Below are 15,489 nucleotides of genomic sequence, written 5' to 3' on the forward strand. Positions count from 1 at the left end.
TCCGGCATGTGGTTTGCAGCTTTCCGCGATCAAGCCATCTGCCCAGAATGATTACCCGGGCTGCGGAAATACTATGGTAGCGCTGGCTTAAACCGTGCGTAGGAGCACTAAAAATTAGAGGAGGCAATCTTATGGAAAATCAGAATCATAAGGGGAATTACAAAGGAACGACGAATATGAAAGCAAAAAATCAGGATATGGCTTTCGTCAATGATACGATCGAGGATGCGAAGTCTGTCACAAATTTTTCCTCGAAAAAGAAAAAAACTGATTAACAGCAGTTTATCCCTTTAGTCCAGTGAAACAAACACATGCATGTAACTCTAGCCAAATTCCTTAAATAAATTAAGCCTAGATTCTGCAAGCAGCTTACCGCTTCGCTCGCAGAATCCAGGCCTCTGGATATGATATTACATTCGGAGCGGAGCCTCCTGAAGTTCAGCGCGTGACTGAAGATAACGGAAGAATGCTACCGAAGCTTCGCCTCGCGTCACCTGCTTCTTAGGCAAAAACTTGCCGTCTGATAAACTCATAATCTTGAGACCAACGACAATTGCCGCCTGGCCCTTGTTCTCAATTTGAGCGGAGTCCTTAAATGATGCTTTAAAAATATGATCGTAATTCGCGAGTGCATTATAACCAAGCGCTCGTACGATCAGTTCCGACATTTCATCACGCGATACTTTACCGCTTGGATTAAAGGAGCCGTCGCCAACATCAATTAAATTTTGCTCCAGAGCGCTCTCTACATAAAGGAAAAAACTAGAGTCAGCAGCTACATCATTAAATGATGCTTCACCAGCAAGCTGTTTAGCCGACATCGTGCTCGGCGAACGTCCGCTGCTGCGCGCAAGTACCAGCATTTTGATAAGCTCGCCGCGTGTAACGGGCTCGTTCGGACGCACTAGACCATCTTTCACATCAAGCGCCTTGTATGCCACCATAAGCTCAAGCTGACGCTGCGCAAAATGTCCCTCAATATCCTGAGCCTTCTGCTTCACTAGCTGAGTAATTTCACCCGACTCCCGATTTCGCCAGCTCCCCGACTCTGCATCAAGAAATAGCTGCTCATCAATCAGCCTAGGTACAAGTTGATAGACAAGCTCTGCTTCTGTTGTCTTGCCCACCTCGTCGCCTCGTATTTCGCCTGAAGCAAGCATCAGCTTATACTTCTCGATCGGGATGGGTTGCCCGTTAAATGTATAATTTTGCACAAGTCGGTACGTGAGCTGCGTGCGATAATAATCGAGCCAGCTGGCAACAGCCTGTTCCTTTTTTATTAAAACAGGCGCTTGAGCTGGATAATCAAAGCTCGACAGCTGTGCATCGTAATTAACAATCTCTCCTGTACTTGAATCGATGGTCAGATTAACATTGTCATATTGTATCGACGCCCCGTGAATCTTGTGTATGAAACTGAAATTGTAGCGACGGGGTTCCCCTGCATCAAGCCCCTCAAATTGCTTCGGATCTGGCTTCACGAAATAGAGCTCATCGGTCAACCATGGCAAATGCTTTTTCACAGCCTCTACCGCTGCGTTAGAAGCCTGTTCAAGTGTCACCGCTGGAGGCGCGGACTTATTCTGCCCATTATAAAGATAAGAATAAAATTGACGAACAACTCCCGTGCGTCCGTTAACTGAGGCAGAAGCTGAGCCAATCTCCTTACCTTCCTTTTTTACCGTCCAATTCAGCTGCCAATAGGCTTCTGTCACTCCGGAATTTTCATTATTATTTTCACTGTAATTGGAGCCATTCAGCTCCGCTCCGGCAGGCAGTTTAAAAGCAGCCTTTACCGCATCAATAGCTTGCTTCTCCGTAACTGCTCCCGACTTAGGCTCCTCACCCAGCGGTTTCTCGGACACAGCTGTTTCAGAGATCTTTCCTGACCGGTAATAATCGCTCCATTGCTCCTTCTGCTCACCAGTAGCAGCATCAATGGTTATGGGCTGAAGCTCATAGCTCAGCAGCGGCTTTCTTTTCCCCTGCATATTGTAAGGCACAATATAGGATAGCAGCGGAGCAGCAATCGCCCGCAGCTTGTCATTTGCCTCCTCAGCGGTAAGTTTCACATCCATCTTCGGAAAGCTAATCGTATCATCCCATTGCAACGAGAACCTCCGAACATGCCCTTCGCTATCTACTTCGAGCTCTATGTAGTTATCTACATAGGGAATACCGTGGACCAAGCGATCATATCGAAGTGAATGCACAACTTCTCCCGTTAATGGAGGAAGCAGCTGAACACCGTAATCTGAATTATATTGAATTTGCCCTTTATAACCGGCTGCTATTTTATCAATGAATTGGAGCGCAATTTGCTGCGCTGCATCACGCTCAACCTTAAGCGGATACGTAGGTTTGGCAGAAGGATTATCGGTATAAGAGTTGAACTCGAGCAGTTGACCGTTGTCCGCATGAATACGAACGTAAATGCTTCCCAGATGCTTGCCGTTCACTTTCTTCACGAAGTCGAGTCCCCAAGCGTTGCGTTTGCCCTCAGCCATCACTTCCATATTGAGACTAGCTCCTTGGAGCACGTACTCCTTAGGAACGCTGACGTACTGCCTCGCCAGTGCTTCTGCCTTCTCCTTCGTTATCGCTACATCAACCGGAGCTGCAAATACTTCTTCCATCTTATCTCCTTCCGACGAAGACACTGCTTGTGCTGTTGTGCTCGCCCCTATAGACTTGCTTGCGCTCTCAGCAAATACCGATGACGGCAATATGCTCATCAGCATCGCTGTTGACAGCATGACTGCAAACCTCTTTCGATTATTGTTCTTCACTGCTTCACCCTCCAATGCTTTTCCAATTTATTCATAAATTAGACGCACCATACATTATGGAAGTTGCAGAATAAGTAAAAAAAGACCGACCCGGACATATGTCCAAAAGTCAGTCTCTTACTATTGTACATTTAAAGCTGCTAAGCCGTTTTTCCACGTCCGATATAAGCCCATATTTTTTGTAAAATATAAATACCAAGCCAAGTGGACAAAATAATAAACAACGGCATAACAGTAAAGTTATAACGATACTCTGGCACAAATACCAATCTAATCATCGTCATAACGAAGATGACCACGGCCAGCATTGCAGCTGGGTGTCTCCATCTCCACACAAGCGCCAGCAACGGAATAATAGCGCTGTAGATGATCAGAAGGTGCAAAGCAGCTACTTTGGGATAGGCATTATATATTGGAGAATGGCCTGATCCAAAGAACATATGCGTGTACGTATATTTCAGCTTTCCGACTGTATACCATTTTACGTATTTCCAGGTTTCCTGTGTGAAGCCTGCTTTAATACGCGCCCAAGCGACTTCATCCTGCGTCAGTCCCGTTGGATCAACGATCTTGTCCGTATAATCCTTATTCGGGTAAGTGCCCGCTTTGAATGGATTGGTTTGTGAAGCTGTCAAAACAAACTCATTTAATGTAACGACGTTCCTAATCCACCAAGGCAGCATCGTAGCCGAAAGACAAAGCCCTGTAATAACACCAAGCAATAATACTTTTTTGAATATTGCCCACTTGTCTGTTGCCTCTGCTCTTGTACCTGATTTCTTCTTGTACCATTTTTGAAGAAGAAACAAACCGTACAACGGTACAAATATAGGTAGAAATTCCGCTCTAATAAGCACTGTAAGGCCTAATAATATACCTGCGAATGCAGCATCACGCTTGCGTTCCGTATGAAATGCGTACAGCTGCATAGATAGGTAAGCCATTAAGAAAAACAATGCGAGCGTTTCTGTCAGAATGGCTCCGTTCGCCCAAATAAAGGGGTGATAAACCGCACTAATAAAAAGAGCAACGATCGCAACCCATTTGTTCTTCGTCGCCTGCATCGCAATCATATAGATAAGTGCCAATGTCGCTAAGCTGAATAGCACTTGAACCCAGCGTATGAGCGGAAACGGTTCTACGCCTATTTGATCAGCGACTACGTACATAGCAGTCATAAACAATGGGTATCCAGGCGTTACGCGCGCATTAGGAACTTCTTCCTTATAGGCATATATTCCTTTATCTAGCAGCCGATGCACCATCTCATCGTAATACTTTGAATCATGCGATATATTATGTTTGACTGAAGTAAGAAAGTCTGCCCTAAGCCATAGGGCAAGCAAAAAAATAAGAACGATCGCTATCGTCCATGCTTTGTTTTTCCTAACCCATTCGACCACGTAAATTGATCCTCCTCAATAAATAAAACGGCTTATTTCCAAGCGAGTACGATTACACCCGTCAGAATAATTGCCGCGCCAATCCAACGCTGCAACGGCACCGACTCATTAAATATAAAGACAGCTGCAACCAGCGCGATGACATAAGCTAAGCTTTGCAGCGGATAGGCTAAGCTGAGCGGCAGCTTCTTGAGCACGTACAGCCACAACACTGTGGCAATTCCGTACAAAACAAGTCCTGACCAAATATGCGGCGACCACAATAAAGATATCCAAGTGTCGCCTTTCGCCGTATCCAACTTGTTCATTCCGGCTTTCCATAACAATTGGCCTGACACAAGCAATAAAATGTTCAAAAGTAATACGATATATGCCATTATGAATCCGACCTTTTGCGTTCATGTAGCTCGTGATGCAAAATTCCAAGCTCTTGTGTTAGACGTATAACTTTCTCGGATAACTTCGATACGATAACTGTAAGATGTAAAATAAGCATAATGCAAAACAAAATACCGACCAAAAATAGCAATGCCGGCGCGTAAGCAATACCAATTGCATGAGCTAACGTATCGATAATTTGAACACGTACTGATAATATCAGCATGACTACACCGAACAACAGCCACAGCATGGAATATTGCTCACGGAGCAATCTCCGGTTAATTAACATAATGAGCACGAACAAAAAAGCTACACTTGTGATAATCCACAAGGCTTGCATGGTGTATCCTCCTTAAAGTTTGCATATCTTAGAAGCAAACTCACATCGTAAGCAATTTTATGACTGAACCTCGACTGGCTTCGTTGCCTTCAAGCTGCGAATGAACAACGACAAAGTAACCTTAACCATATAATACACTGAACGCACTGCATTTATAGATGAAGTTCCGCCCGTGCGAGCCTCCATGACAACAGCTACCTCGCTTGTACGAAGTCCGCTGCGATGAATAAGAACGATCGAATCGACTTCAGGATAGTCTGTCGCATAATCGCTTTGGAATACAGCAATCGCTCGTTTATTTGCGGCGCGGAAACCAGATGTCACATCTAGTACACGCTTGCGTGTCATTGCACTTACAATTGTCGACAAAATCTTTATTCCGACTCTCCGTGTCGCTGAGGACAGGAAACCCGTTTGTTCAATAAATCGCGAGCCAATCGCGAGGTCTGCTTTGCCGCTAAGCACCGGATCCAAAATAAGATGAAGCTGCTCTGCTTTGTGCTGACCATCGCCATCCACTTGAACGGCTACGTCATAATCATAACGATGTGCATAACGATATCCCGTCTGCATAGCGCCGCCAATTCCCAAATTGGTAGGAAGTGTAACGACAGACGCTCCATTTGCTTCGGCTACTTCACGAGTCCTGTCCTTCGAGCCATCATTAATTACTAAAATATGAGCAGACGGACAATGCTTCTTAACATCATCTATAACATTACTTATGCTGTGCTCTTCATTATAGGCAGGAATAATGATCAATATTTTTGAAGATGTCAGACCTTGCCGCAGGGACTCGCCGGTAACCGTTTTGTCCTTTTTCGTACTAACTGCGTTCACTACATCACCACTCCATAAATCAAAGTTGGGTACGCTTCTGCGTACAATTATATTAATTCTACTAACATAATTAGTATAAAGCAACAGATAAGGTTGGTACTTTCACTTAATATTTCCTTAAGTTTCGCTTAATCAGGTTGGGATCGCCATAAACAATTAATTACTATTCTACCAATATTTTTTAAGCGAAAATGATAGCTTTCAGAAAAAAAATATCGTCTGACACCAGCTACTCACTGATACCAGACGATATTAAGACGGAACTTTTATTCAAAATGTTGCTTACATTTGGCCGGAAATTTTTGCTTTCAAAGCGTCTTTCGATTGTACGCCAACCATTTTGTCAACGGGTTGACCGTCTTTAAACAAAATCAATGTAGGGATACTCATAACTCCGAATTGCGAAGCTAGCTCTGGCTGTTCGTCAACGTTAATTTTAGCAATTACTGCTTGACCTTCCAGTTCAGCTGAAAGCTCCTCAACGATCGGAAGCTGCATTTTGCAAGGTCCGCACCAAGGTGCCCAGAAATCTACAAGGGAAACGCCGTTTTGAATGGACTCGTTAAAGTTTTCTTTCGTCAATGCTACTGCCATTTCAATCATCCTCTCCAAACAATGTGTATGATAAAGGGAATACCCGTCTCACCGTTTATTGAAACATCATTTACTAACCGCATGCATGAATTTGCTTCAACACATCCTGGATAGTTATCGCGCTAAAATGACTTTCCAATTGCTTCTCTGCCGTACAAAATATACCAAACATCACTTGATTCATGTTCGATCCAACGACACAATCCATCTCTGGATTGCCCGAGCACCAGCTCGGAATAAGTGAGCCTTGTGCCATCACTCGATAAATATCAGCCAGTGTTACCACACTCGGATCAATCGTCAGCCTGTAGCCGCCTCCTGAGCCTTCGCGCGTATCTACATACCCACTGCGGCGTAAACCACCCATTACTTTGCGAACACGAGCAGAATGCGTGCCGACATTCTCGGCAATCATGTCGCTGCTAGCCATTCTTTCCGGTAAATAAGCCAAGTAAACGAGACTGTGTACGGCAATCGTAAATTCGCTGTTCACTGTTTAAGGGCCTCCCTGCTTTGTACTGTAATTTTATCCGTTACAGTTAAGTTTGTCAATAGTCAGGTCACCCTCCCGCTACCTTAGGATACGGCATCGCTTATATCGTTATTCGCCCTCAGATTTTGGATAGCTGGCAAACTATTTTTTCGTCTTCTGTCATGTTTGAATGTGTCCACTGAATAAATATGAACTGTGGATCCTTTTTGGTTTGATCCTTTGAAACCGAAGGACATATGATGCTTCCTACACTAGTTTTACGATGTAAAGCTTTAAGGAGGTGACGAATAATGGCTTTATTTTGGAATCGATGGATATCTGTTCGTACCGAAGGAGGTTCTAGATCAGAGCTCATTGACCGGTTACATGCCCATTTCAAAACAAATGGATTGAAATCCAAAATCACCGATGAAGGCAATTCCTTGAAACGGATTCATGTGCTTAAAAAGGATGCCGACCGCGCCAAGACGCTGCTTGACGCGTTTGACGAAGAGTAATAATGTACGGCAAAGCTTTGCCAAGGCAGCGGCTTCCCACAGGGCAGCCGCTGCTTGGCGCTTTCGTTTAGGACGAGCGTCCTACAATTGAAGAGTTTCGCATAAAGCGGTAGCCTTTGCGGACGCCATTCAGCACCCATTCAGGAACAGCAATCGGTTTTTTAGAAAGAAAAGGCATATAAATGCGATTGTAAGCTTTTTTCAAGTCGTCCCACATCGTGCAGGGCTCTTCCTTCAAAAAATCTGAAATATCGAGCACGATGCCCCGTCCATCCTTGATCATTACATTTTTCCCATGCACATCATGCGGAAACAAGCCGCGCGACCTCGCATAATCCAGTGCTTGATCAATATCTTCTATCGCTTTGGTTGGTATTGCTGCTCCATCAATTATACATTGATACAAGGTTTTTCCTTTTAATCGCTTTAGAATCAGATAATAATGACCATTATACTCTCCAGCATGGTAACAAGTTGAAAAGGCAGGATGATTGCCAATTCGCCGATAAACCTCACATTCGCTTTCCCAGCCGTCTCGGCCTGGCGCGTAAACTTTCACAGCAATATCCGAGTGATCGCGATGTGTAAATACACCCGCGTAATTGCCAGCCCCAAGCAGCTTCCAGCCATGCGGCGTTTCCGCAACTCTAATTGGATTAGTAGGGTCTACGCTGTCGAGCACAAGCTCTGAGAGCAATGACCGCTCCATCAGAGCAATAAACGCATTCAACTGCTTCTCCTCCATAGTAAATACTCCTCTTCTCCCTATCTGCATACCTGCTTTCCTTTCATTGTAAGACCAGCGGCCGCAAAAATAAAGACCGTGCCATGAAGCTTTTCAGCTTATGAGCACAGTCTCTTTAATGTTCTTCATATTAATGTCCGCCGCCTACAACTTTTAATCCGATCACTCCTGAAATAATCATCGCTAAAAACAACATTTTGCGCCAGTTCTTCGACTCGCCAAAAATAATCATGCCGAGCACCACACTGCCAATGGAGCCAATTCCCGTCCAGATCCCGTACGCTGTACTAATTGGGATCGTCATCAAGGCTTTAGATAGAAAGAAGAAGCTTATGAAACCAGCACATATCGCTCCTACAGTCCCTTTCCATAGCTTAAAGCCATCGGAGAGCTTCATAAAGGTAACTCCAGCGACCTCACCTAAGCCTGATATGATTAAAAAGATCCAAGCCATTTTATGAACCCACCTTTTCATGGTCTGTGCCGCTTGCGCTTACTGGGGTTGTATCAGGTGTAGGCTTATCGCTGGATACAAGCTTAAGTCCTACGATGCCGCCTACTAGTATTGCGATAAAGAACAAGCGCCAGAAGTCAGCTGGCTCGTTCAGCACAAGGATACCCGCTATAACCGTACCCACCGTTCCGATTCCTGTAAACATGGCATAAGCGACGCCGATTTCGATCGTCCGCATTGCGCGGGCAAACAACATAAAGCTTATGACAATAAGCACTAAGGTAATGATGCTTGGAACGAGTACGGTAAAGCCCTCAGAATATTTAAGTCCAAACGTCCAGCCTACCTCAAGAAACCCCGCTAACAATAAATAGACCCACTGCATGATCAATCAATCCTTTCTTGCTGTCATCGTCCAAAGCTGCCATAGTGATTGCCACACCAGTTGCTTCCTTTTTTCAAACAGCTCTGCGTCATATATTTGATTTTCGACCAGAATGCCATCCACGCAAGCGTAAAAGACAGCAATAAATCGTTCTTCCTCCTCACGGTCAAACAGCCCCTGTGAGACGCCTTTATCCAGCACGCTAATAATTCCTTTATTCAGTTCATACTCATATTGCAAAAAATCACGTTTGAGCTGCTCCCTCAAATGCCTTGGAGGTACGAGCATCGTCTTCTTCAAAAAAGCCTGACCCGTCGTTAATTGATCGAGATCAGTGAAAAACGCAAACAATCGATACACCTGCTGTTTAACCGGCTCCTGTTCCATGTTCTGAAGCAGCTCTATAAATTGTTTATGCTCTTCAACAATCACTTCCTGGATTAACTGCAAGAACAGCTGCTCTTTAGATTTATAATGCGCATAAATGGACGGCGTCTTAATGCCAACCTCCCTAGCAATTTCTGACAAGGACGCTCCTTCGTAACCCGACTCCGTAAACATCGTCAGCGCAGCCAGCTTAATTCGTTCCGCTGTAGTCGGCTCAACACTCATATTTCCCCCTCCGATCTAACCGTTCGTATTATTCGCATCTACCTAACGAACGTTAGTTTAACGAATTTTAAGACGGAATTAGCAAAAAGTCAAGATAGGCGTAGGTATAAGCGTGAAACTTATACTTTCCTATATTAAAAAAAGCCAAACATGCTCCAGTTCATCGGAGATCATGTTTGGCTTATGAATTACAGATTTTGCGAACGTTTGAATCTCTTCCACAGCACCAAACCTGCATTAACGATCATGCCTAATGCGATGCCAAGCAGCGTAATAATCACATTTAAAATAAGAAAATAGACGAGCAGCAGTCCAAAATCAACCGTATTGTCCGATAATGGAAGCATCTGGCTCAGCACAAATGCAAGCAAAACGCTAAATGGAATCCAGAACAAGAAAATGAAGATTGGAAAATACCAATGCTGATTTCGAAATAGCTTTACGATGGGCAGAGCAAATGCAATAATCAGCATCGCGCTAATGATTTCACTCATCCCCACAATTCTACTATAGAAATAAGCTGTGTACAGAAACATATTGCTTACTGCAGCATAAATGGCACTCAATAACAGCACCCATCGCATGGACTGCCGAATTAACACCTGCTCCCTCGTGACCTCTTCCATTACTCGCCTACGATTTCTTGCAGCGCGTGAATAAAAGCGTCCATTTCTTCATCCGTTCCGATGCTTACCCGCAAATATTCATCAATGCGAGGCTGATTGAAGTACCGAACGAGCACTCCCTTGTCTCGCAGCTGCTGGAAAATATCGTTAGCTGCAATCGTCTTGTGCGAAATAAATACGAAGTTCGCCTTCGAGTCCGTTGTTACAAAACCTAACTCCTTAAGCTGTTCCGTTACTCTCTCACGTGTCGCAACAACCTTTTCTGTCGTTTCCCGGAAATAGGCATCGTCCTTGAACGAAGCGATAGCACCAGCTAAAGCAAGTCGGTCAATCGTATAGGAATTGAAAGAATTTTTGATCCGATTCAGTCCATCAATCAATTCTTCGCTGCCCAGCGCAAAACCGACGCGAAGTCCTGCCAATGAACGTGATTTGGAGAGCGTCTGGACGACTAGCAAGTTCGGGTAATCCTTAATTAGTTCAACCGCTGATTGACCTCCGAAGTCGATATATGCCTCATCAATGATGACAGCCTGATTCGGATGGCTCTCAAGCAGTGTACGGATCTGTTCTAGCGGAAGCAATTGAGCCGTTGGCGCGTTCGGGTTCGGTATAATAATGCCGCCGTTGTCCTGATGAAATGCCTCGATTTGTACATTAAACTGCTCGTCCAGTTCAATAAGCTCTGTTTGCAAGCCATACAGCTTTGCATACACCTTATAGAAGCTGTACGTAATATCAGGGAACAGTAACTTCTTAGCTGGATCAAAGAAAGCTGCGAACGCAAAAGCTAATATTTCATCGGAACCGTTGCCTGCAAATACTTGCTCAGGCCGCAATCCATAATAGGAGGCCGCCGCTTCCACAAGATCCTCACATGTAGGATCGGGATATAGCCGCAAATCTGCATTTGCCGCTTCCTTGATGGCTTCGATCACCTTCGGAGATGGCGGATACGGATTCTCATTCGTATTCAGCTTAATATACGTTTTATCCTTAGGCTGTTCGCCTGGAACATAGGGCACCAGCGAAGCGGTCAATGGACTCCAAAATTTACTCAATGGTTATTCTTCCTTTCGTAAAGACATTTCTTTTATTTTATCATTAACGGTTTACTGAATTACAGAGTCCGGCGAACGACAAGCTTAGTCATCAACAATCCGAGCAGCGCTCCAAATGTATTAAGAATGATATCGTCAATGTCGAAGCTGCCCACTCGTGTCAGCATCTGAGTCAGCTCAACGATCGTGATCAGCATGATGGAGGCAGCGGTAAGTCTAATTACTTTCAAATATTTCTTATTTAATAAGGGCAAGAACATGCCAATCGGGATGAACAAAACGATGTTACCGAATAAATTTTTGAACCAGATATCAAAGTTAAAATGATCATAATGAACAATATATTTTTTTATCGTATACAACGGAACTATATTATAGTTGTAGCCGTCGCCAAAATAACGATGACGGTAAAACAACAGCCAGCACATCATTAATGCGTAGCCAAGAGCAAGGGCGGTAATCAACATATTCAGCAGCGAGCTTCTGAATATGGCATTCGTATCCCTCCGCATCGCCTACAGCCTCCAAGGTACAGAATAGACGTTAAACTCTGCTGCTCCTGTAATCGCTAGTCCATTAAGCTGATGTCCTGAAGCACATCCGCCGTCAATGCCAATTTTACCCTGACCGAACCATATTTCTGGATTCCCATGAATATCTATTGCTTTGGTATGACCAAAAATAACAGTTTTTTTCACATTGGTCGGCCTCACAAGGAACGGCTGCTTTATGTAAAGAAAATCTCTGGCGGGCTGCTCCTTCCAATTCAAGTAATTTGGATTAAGACCCGCATGAACATATATAAAGTGCTCGTCCTCATGATAATAAGGCAGGTTATCTAGAAAAGTCATATGATGCGAGTATTTCTCCTGAACCGCTGTTTTCGCCTGATCAATAACGTACTCAACCGGCCCCTGCTTGATTCCGGCATAGCTCTCAGCAGTTTGCCTGCCGCCGTGACTAGCAAATTTGAGCAGCGCCTGCTCGCTTCGCTCCAGCATAACATCAACGAGCCTCTCATCGTGATTGCCCTGAATGGCAATCGCTCCATCCTTCTGAACTAAGTCGATGACCTGCTCCACCACTTCTCTGCTTTGTGGACCGCGATCGACAAAATCGCCGAGCAGCATGAGCTGATCCTCTCCAGGACAATAATTCATAAGTGCAAGCAAATCGTTAAACGGTGTATAACAACCATGAATATCACTAATAACCAGCGTTCGCTTCATATACGCCTCCCCGAGATCACCAGATCTCTTTCTACGCCATCGAGAATCGCAACCTTAGGTAAATGACCCCACACCTCAAATCCAAACTTACGCAGCAGCGCCAAGCTTGGCTCATTATGTCCAAACACAAAACCAAGCAGTGTACTTAACCCTAGGCGTGGACATTCGTCAATCGCTTTCTGGATCAGAACTGAACCAAGGCCAAGCTTGCGATATTGCTCCGCTATATAAATGCTTATTTCAGCTGTTGCGTTGTAAGCTGGCCGTCCATAAAACGATTGAAAGCTAAACCACGCAGCGATTTCCCCATCAATACGCAGTACCCACAGCGGCCTAAAATCAGGAGAATGATCATCAAACCAAGCTTTTTTGCTGGCTGTTGTCGCTGGCGACAAATCCGCTGTTACCATTCTGCTTGCAATGGTAGAATTGTAAATTTCAACAATTCGCTCCAAATCATCCAGCTGTGCATCAATAATCTCATATTGGAGCTGTCTAGACATGCTCGCCACCTCTAATCCTTCTATGTCGATAATGGATACTGCCGCATATAGGCCTCTCCTAACTTTGACAAATTATATCACAACGCATAATGTTTAAGCACCTATCCATAAACCTTACTCAGCTATAAATCTATTGTAGTCTGCCGGCGTATTGAGATTAGTAAAGATCGAAGCGCCAAGCTTCTCATGCGGCGTAACCTCCTGCGTTTTCACGCTGCGAATCAGCCCCATTAACCGATAATCCTGCGTTTTGAGCGCTTCTTCTATTTGCAAAACAATTCCAGCATGATAGAGAGCATGGAACGGCTGACCGGGTACATGGATGACTTCTGATTCGCCATCCGCGTGAGCCACCAGCTTTGCTAACAGCTCTTCTGACAATCTCGGCATGTCGCAAGCCATAACAAACACGTAACCTTCGGCTATGAAGGACAAACCTGCATGAAGTCCAGATAACGGTCCACACTCTGGATAACGATCCGTCACGAAGCTTACCTTATCCGCTAATTCGCCGAGGCTTTCACGATAAAGCTCCTCACGCTGCAACGATCCAACTGAAATAACCACATGCTGCACAAGTCCCGTTAATTGTTCTGCAAGCCTATATAGCAGCGGCTTTCCTTCTATGAGCAGCAGCGCTTTATCGGTCCCCATCCGAGAGCTTAACCCGCCAGCTAGTATCAATCCATTAACGTTCTGGTTCGCCATTTCTCCGCCCTCCCTCTGAATAGCAAGAAAGCCTGCCAAGCGGTTAGGCAGGCAGGCTTCTTTGATTTGCTCATCTTACGCTTTGGACGGATCGAACGAGCTCTTCAGTGAAACAATTCGGTTGAAGGCAAGCTTCTCGCCAGTCGTATCCTTTGGATCTACATTAAAATAGCCGTGGCGGAAAAATTGGAACTTATCGCCGCCTGCTGCATCTTTCATATTGGGCTCCACGAAGCCTTGAAGCACTTCAAGAGAATTCGGATTGATACATTCCATGAAAGGCTTGCCTTCCTCTTCTGCATCACTCGTAATAAGCGGTTCAAACAATCCAAACTCCGCAGCAACCGCTTGAGAAGCTTCTACCCAATGAATCGTTCCTTTAACTTTACGCTCGTTAAAGCCTGATCCGCTCTTCGTCTTCACATCGTACGTGCAGTGAAGCTCGATCACATTACCCTCTGCATCCTTGATAACCTCTTGGCACGTAATAAAGTAAGCATGCTTCAAACGCACTTCGTTACCAGGGAAGAGACGGAAATATTTGTTTGGAGGATTTTCCATAAAATCGTCCTGTTCAATGTAAATCTCTCGTGAAAACGGGATTTGGCGCATACCCATCGCTTCATTTTCTGCATTATTTTCAGCATCGAGCAGTTCGGTTTGGCCTTCCGGATAATTCGTAATGACCACTTTAAGCGGGCGTAATACTGCCATCGTACGAAGCGCCTTCAGCTTCAAGTCTTCTCTTATAAAATGCTCAAGGTTACGCTCGTCCACAAGGCTGTTGCTCTTTGACACGCCGATCTCACGACAGAAAGCACGCAGAGATTCCGGTGTGTAGCCTTTACGGCGCAAGCCGCTAATCGTTGGCATACGAGGATCATCCCAGCCGTCAACAGCTGCTTCATCCACCAATTGCTTGAGCTTACGTTTACTCATGACCGTGTTAGTCACATTCAGACGGGCAAATTCATATTGATGCGGCGCAGCTGCCATCTCGCACTCTGCTATCGTCCAATCGTAAAGTGGACGGTGATCTTCAAACTCTAGCGTGCAAATCGAATGCGTAATACCTTCAATTGCATCGCTTAGAGGGTGAGCATAATCATACATCGGATAGATACACCAAGCGTCGCCCGTACGGTGATGATGCGTATGCGAAATGCGATACAAAACCGGATCACGCAAAGTGATATTTGGTGAAGCCATATCAATCTTGGCACGCAGCACCTTTTCTCCGTCCTTGAACTCACCCGCGCGCATACGCGCGAATAAATCAAGGTTTTCTTCTACAGTACGGTTCCGAAACGGACTTTCCTTGCCCGGCTCTGTAAGCGTACCGCGATATTCGCGCATTTGCTCAGCCGTTAGATCGCAAACAAAGGCTTTACCCTTCTGGATAAGCAGCACTGCACGATTGTAAAGCTCTTCAAAATAATCCGAAGCAAAACGAAGCTCGTCCCACTCAAAACCAAGCCAGCGAACGTCCTCTTGTATGGATTCCACGTACTCAGTATCTTCTTTTAATGGATTCGTATCATCAAAACGCAAATTTGTCCTGCCCTTGAATTCATCTGCCAGCTCAAAGTTCAGGCAAATCGACTTGGCGTGTCCAATATGCAAATAGCCGTTAGGCTCTGGCGGAAACCGAGTGACAATTTCTTGCACATGGCCGCTCTTCAAATCTTCGACTACTATGTTTTTTATGAAATTCGAGGATGAGGACTTATTCTCTACTGCATTCTCCATCTGCGACCAACCTTTCCCACGGAAAATATTTATCCTCTTATAATACACAAATTCCCGTGAAATTATAATACTCTGTATAG

The 15,489-nt window shown here is 44.8% G+C and carries 20 protein-coding genes; 2 read left to right on the forward strand and 18 right to left on the reverse strand.

Annotated elements, in window-relative coordinates; translation table 11 throughout:
- The first annotated feature begins 131 nt into the window (after positions 1 to 131).
- Positions 132 to 275: a hypothetical protein gene (locus tag AC0YN6_RS15685; RefSeq protein WP_475747961.1), complete on the forward strand. Its 144-nt coding sequence runs from the start codon at positions 132 to 134 to the stop codon at positions 273 to 275.
- Between the two features lie 135 nt (positions 276 to 410).
- On the opposite strand, the gene AC0YN6_RS15690 is transcribed toward AC0YN6_RS15685, so the two are convergent.
- The 7 genes from AC0YN6_RS15690 to AC0YN6_RS15720 form a co-directional block, all read right to left on the reverse strand.
- A complete protein-coding gene (locus AC0YN6_RS15690; protein WP_475747963.1) occupies positions 411 to 2,789 on the reverse strand; it encodes an S-layer homology domain-containing protein in 2,379 nt (792 codons plus the stop codon).
- 140 nt (positions 2,790 to 2,929) lie between these two features.
- Positions 2,930 to 4,192 (reverse strand): phospholipid carrier-dependent glycosyltransferase, encoded by a 1,263-nt coding sequence (locus tag AC0YN6_RS15695; protein ID WP_475747964.1) that lies wholly within the window; start codon positions 4,190 to 4,192, stop codon positions 2,930 to 2,932.
- Between the two features lie 32 nt (positions 4,193 to 4,224).
- The gene (locus AC0YN6_RS15700) at positions 4,225 to 4,569 is read right to left on the reverse strand and encodes an EamA family transporter (protein WP_475747965.1); all 345 of its coding nucleotides are present in this window, start codon (positions 4,567 to 4,569) and stop codon (positions 4,225 to 4,227) included.
- On the reverse strand, positions 4,569 to 4,913 hold the full coding sequence (locus AC0YN6_RS15705; RefSeq protein ID WP_475747966.1) for a DUF2304 domain-containing protein: 345 nt from the start codon (positions 4,911 to 4,913) through the stop codon (positions 4,569 to 4,571). The genes AC0YN6_RS15700 and AC0YN6_RS15705 overlap by 1 nt, the downstream gene beginning before the upstream one ends.
- Positions 4,914 to 4,970: 57 nt before the next feature.
- Positions 4,971 to 5,753 (reverse strand): glycosyltransferase family 2 protein, encoded by a 783-nt coding sequence (locus AC0YN6_RS15710; RefSeq protein ID WP_475747967.1) that lies wholly within the window; start codon positions 5,751 to 5,753, stop codon positions 4,971 to 4,973.
- A 282-nt stretch (positions 5,754 to 6,035) separates the two neighbouring features.
- The gene (gene trxA, locus AC0YN6_RS15715) at positions 6,036 to 6,347 is read right to left on the reverse strand and encodes a thioredoxin (RefSeq protein ID WP_054025488.1); all 312 of its coding nucleotides are present in this window, start codon (positions 6,345 to 6,347) and stop codon (positions 6,036 to 6,038) included.
- A 73-nt stretch (positions 6,348 to 6,420) separates the two neighbouring features.
- Entirely contained in the window at positions 6,421 to 6,840 is a 420-nt protein-coding gene (locus tag AC0YN6_RS15720) for an RrF2 family transcriptional regulator (protein ID WP_054025489.1), read from the reverse strand.
- A 290-nt stretch (positions 6,841 to 7,130) separates the two neighbouring features.
- On the opposite strand from AC0YN6_RS15720, the gene AC0YN6_RS15725 reads away from it, so the two are divergent.
- Entirely contained in the window at positions 7,131 to 7,337 is a 207-nt protein-coding gene (locus AC0YN6_RS15725) for a hypothetical protein (RefSeq protein WP_475747968.1), read from the forward strand.
- Between the two features lie 67 nt (positions 7,338 to 7,404).
- Here the strand turns inward: AC0YN6_RS15725 and AC0YN6_RS15730 are convergent, their stop codons facing one another.
- The 11 genes from AC0YN6_RS15730 to AC0YN6_RS15780 all read right to left on the reverse strand — a co-directional run bounded on the left by AC0YN6_RS15730 (position 7,405) and on the right by AC0YN6_RS15780 (position 15,409).
- A complete protein-coding gene (locus AC0YN6_RS15730; protein ID WP_475747970.1) occupies positions 7,405 to 8,082 on the reverse strand; it encodes a serine/threonine protein kinase in 678 nt (225 codons plus the stop codon).
- Between the two features lie 130 nt (positions 8,083 to 8,212).
- Positions 8,213 to 8,536 (reverse strand): DMT family transporter, encoded by a 324-nt coding sequence (locus tag AC0YN6_RS15735; protein ID WP_475747971.1) that lies wholly within the window; start codon positions 8,534 to 8,536, stop codon positions 8,213 to 8,215.
- 1 nt (position 8,537) lies between these two features.
- Positions 8,538 to 8,921, reverse strand: coding sequence for a DMT family transporter (locus AC0YN6_RS15740; protein ID WP_475747972.1), 384 nt, complete (start codon positions 8,919 to 8,921; stop codon positions 8,538 to 8,540).
- 6 nt (positions 8,922 to 8,927) lie between these two features.
- Positions 8,928 to 9,533 carry a TetR/AcrR family transcriptional regulator gene (locus AC0YN6_RS15745; RefSeq protein ID WP_475747973.1) on the reverse strand — a complete coding sequence of 202 codons (606 nt, stop codon included), beginning with the start codon at positions 9,531 to 9,533 and terminating at the stop codon, positions 8,928 to 8,930.
- Between the two features lie 188 nt (positions 9,534 to 9,721).
- Positions 9,722 to 10,135, reverse strand: coding sequence for a hypothetical protein (locus AC0YN6_RS15750; protein ID WP_475747974.1), 414 nt, complete (start codon positions 10,133 to 10,135; stop codon positions 9,722 to 9,724).
- A gap of 23 nt (positions 10,136 to 10,158) precedes the next feature.
- Positions 10,159 to 11,220 carry a histidinol-phosphate transaminase gene (gene hisC / locus AC0YN6_RS15755; protein ID WP_475747976.1) on the reverse strand — a complete coding sequence of 354 codons (1,062 nt, stop codon included), beginning with the start codon at positions 11,218 to 11,220 and terminating at the stop codon, positions 10,159 to 10,161.
- Between the two features lie 59 nt (positions 11,221 to 11,279).
- Positions 11,280 to 11,732, reverse strand: coding sequence for a VanZ family protein (locus tag AC0YN6_RS15760; RefSeq protein ID WP_475747978.1), 453 nt, complete (start codon positions 11,730 to 11,732; stop codon positions 11,280 to 11,282).
- A gap of 3 nt (positions 11,733 to 11,735) precedes the next feature.
- Positions 11,736 to 12,449 (reverse strand): metallophosphoesterase family protein, encoded by a 714-nt coding sequence (locus AC0YN6_RS15765; protein WP_475747979.1) that lies wholly within the window; start codon positions 12,447 to 12,449, stop codon positions 11,736 to 11,738.
- A complete protein-coding gene (locus AC0YN6_RS15770; RefSeq protein WP_475747980.1) occupies positions 12,446 to 12,952 on the reverse strand; it encodes an N-acetyltransferase family protein in 507 nt (168 codons plus the stop codon). Before AC0YN6_RS15770 ends, AC0YN6_RS15765 begins: the two co-directional genes overlap by 4 nt.
- A 114-nt stretch (positions 12,953 to 13,066) precedes the next feature.
- The gene (gene mobA / locus AC0YN6_RS15775; protein ID WP_475747982.1) at positions 13,067 to 13,660 is read right to left on the reverse strand and encodes a molybdenum cofactor guanylyltransferase; all 594 of its coding nucleotides are present in this window, start codon (positions 13,658 to 13,660) and stop codon (positions 13,067 to 13,069) included.
- A 75-nt stretch (positions 13,661 to 13,735) separates the two neighbouring features.
- Positions 13,736 to 15,409: a glutamine--tRNA ligase/YqeY domain fusion protein gene (locus tag AC0YN6_RS15780; RefSeq protein WP_475747983.1), complete on the reverse strand. Its 1,674-nt coding sequence runs from the start codon at positions 15,407 to 15,409 to the stop codon at positions 13,736 to 13,738.
- Positions 15,410 to 15,489 lie beyond the last annotated feature (80 nt).

Source organism: Paenibacillus sp. J22P15, from assembly GCF_056269345.1.

What these genes read in the sequence shown, in the direction of transcription:
- AC0YN6_RS15725 (WP_475747968.1), top strand. Translation starts at nt 7,131, where the DNA reads ATGGCTTTATTTTGGAATCGATGGATATCTGTTCGTACCGAAGGAGGT.
- AC0YN6_RS15770 (WP_475747980.1), bottom strand. Translation starts at nt 12,952, where the DNA reads ATGTCTAGACAGCTCCAATATGAGATTATTGATGCACAGCTGGATGAT.
- AC0YN6_RS15780 (WP_475747983.1), bottom strand. Translation starts at nt 15,409, where the DNA reads ATGGAGAATGCAGTAGAGAATAAGTCCTCATCCTCGAATTTCATAAAA.
- AC0YN6_RS15685 (WP_475747961.1), top strand. Translation starts at nt 132, where the DNA reads ATGGAAAATCAGAATCATAAGGGGAATTACAAAGGAACGACGAATATG.
- AC0YN6_RS15730 (WP_475747970.1), bottom strand. Translation starts at nt 8,082, where the DNA reads ATGGAGGAGAAGCAGTTGAATGCGTTTATTGCTCTGATGGAGCGGTCA.
- AC0YN6_RS15740 (WP_475747972.1), bottom strand. Translation starts at nt 8,921, where the DNA reads ATGCAGTGGGTCTATTTATTGTTAGCGGGGTTTCTTGAGGTAGGCTGG.
- AC0YN6_RS15705 (WP_475747966.1), bottom strand. Translation starts at nt 4,913, where the DNA reads ATGCAAGCCTTGTGGATTATCACAAGTGTAGCTTTTTTGTTCGTGCTC.
- AC0YN6_RS15765 (WP_475747979.1), bottom strand. Translation starts at nt 12,449, where the DNA reads ATGAAGCGAACGCTGGTTATTAGTGATATTCATGGTTGTTATACACCG.
- trxA (WP_054025488.1), bottom strand. Translation starts at nt 6,347, where the DNA reads ATGGCAGTAGCATTGACGAAAGAAAACTTTAACGAGTCCATTCAAAAC.
- mobA (WP_475747982.1), bottom strand. Translation starts at nt 13,660, where the DNA reads ATGGCGAACCAGAACGTTAATGGATTGATACTAGCTGGCGGGTTAAGC.
- AC0YN6_RS15745 (WP_475747973.1), bottom strand. Translation starts at nt 9,533, where the DNA reads ATGAGTGTTGAGCCGACTACAGCGGAACGAATTAAGCTGGCTGCGCTG.
- AC0YN6_RS15735 (WP_475747971.1), bottom strand. Translation starts at nt 8,536, where the DNA reads ATGGCTTGGATCTTTTTAATCATATCAGGCTTAGGTGAGGTCGCTGGA.
- AC0YN6_RS15760 (WP_475747978.1), bottom strand. Translation starts at nt 11,732, where the DNA reads ATGCGGAGGGATACGAATGCCATATTCAGAAGCTCGCTGCTGAATATG.
- AC0YN6_RS15700 (WP_475747965.1), bottom strand. Translation starts at nt 4,569, where the DNA reads ATGGCATATATCGTATTACTTTTGAACATTTTATTGCTTGTGTCAGGC.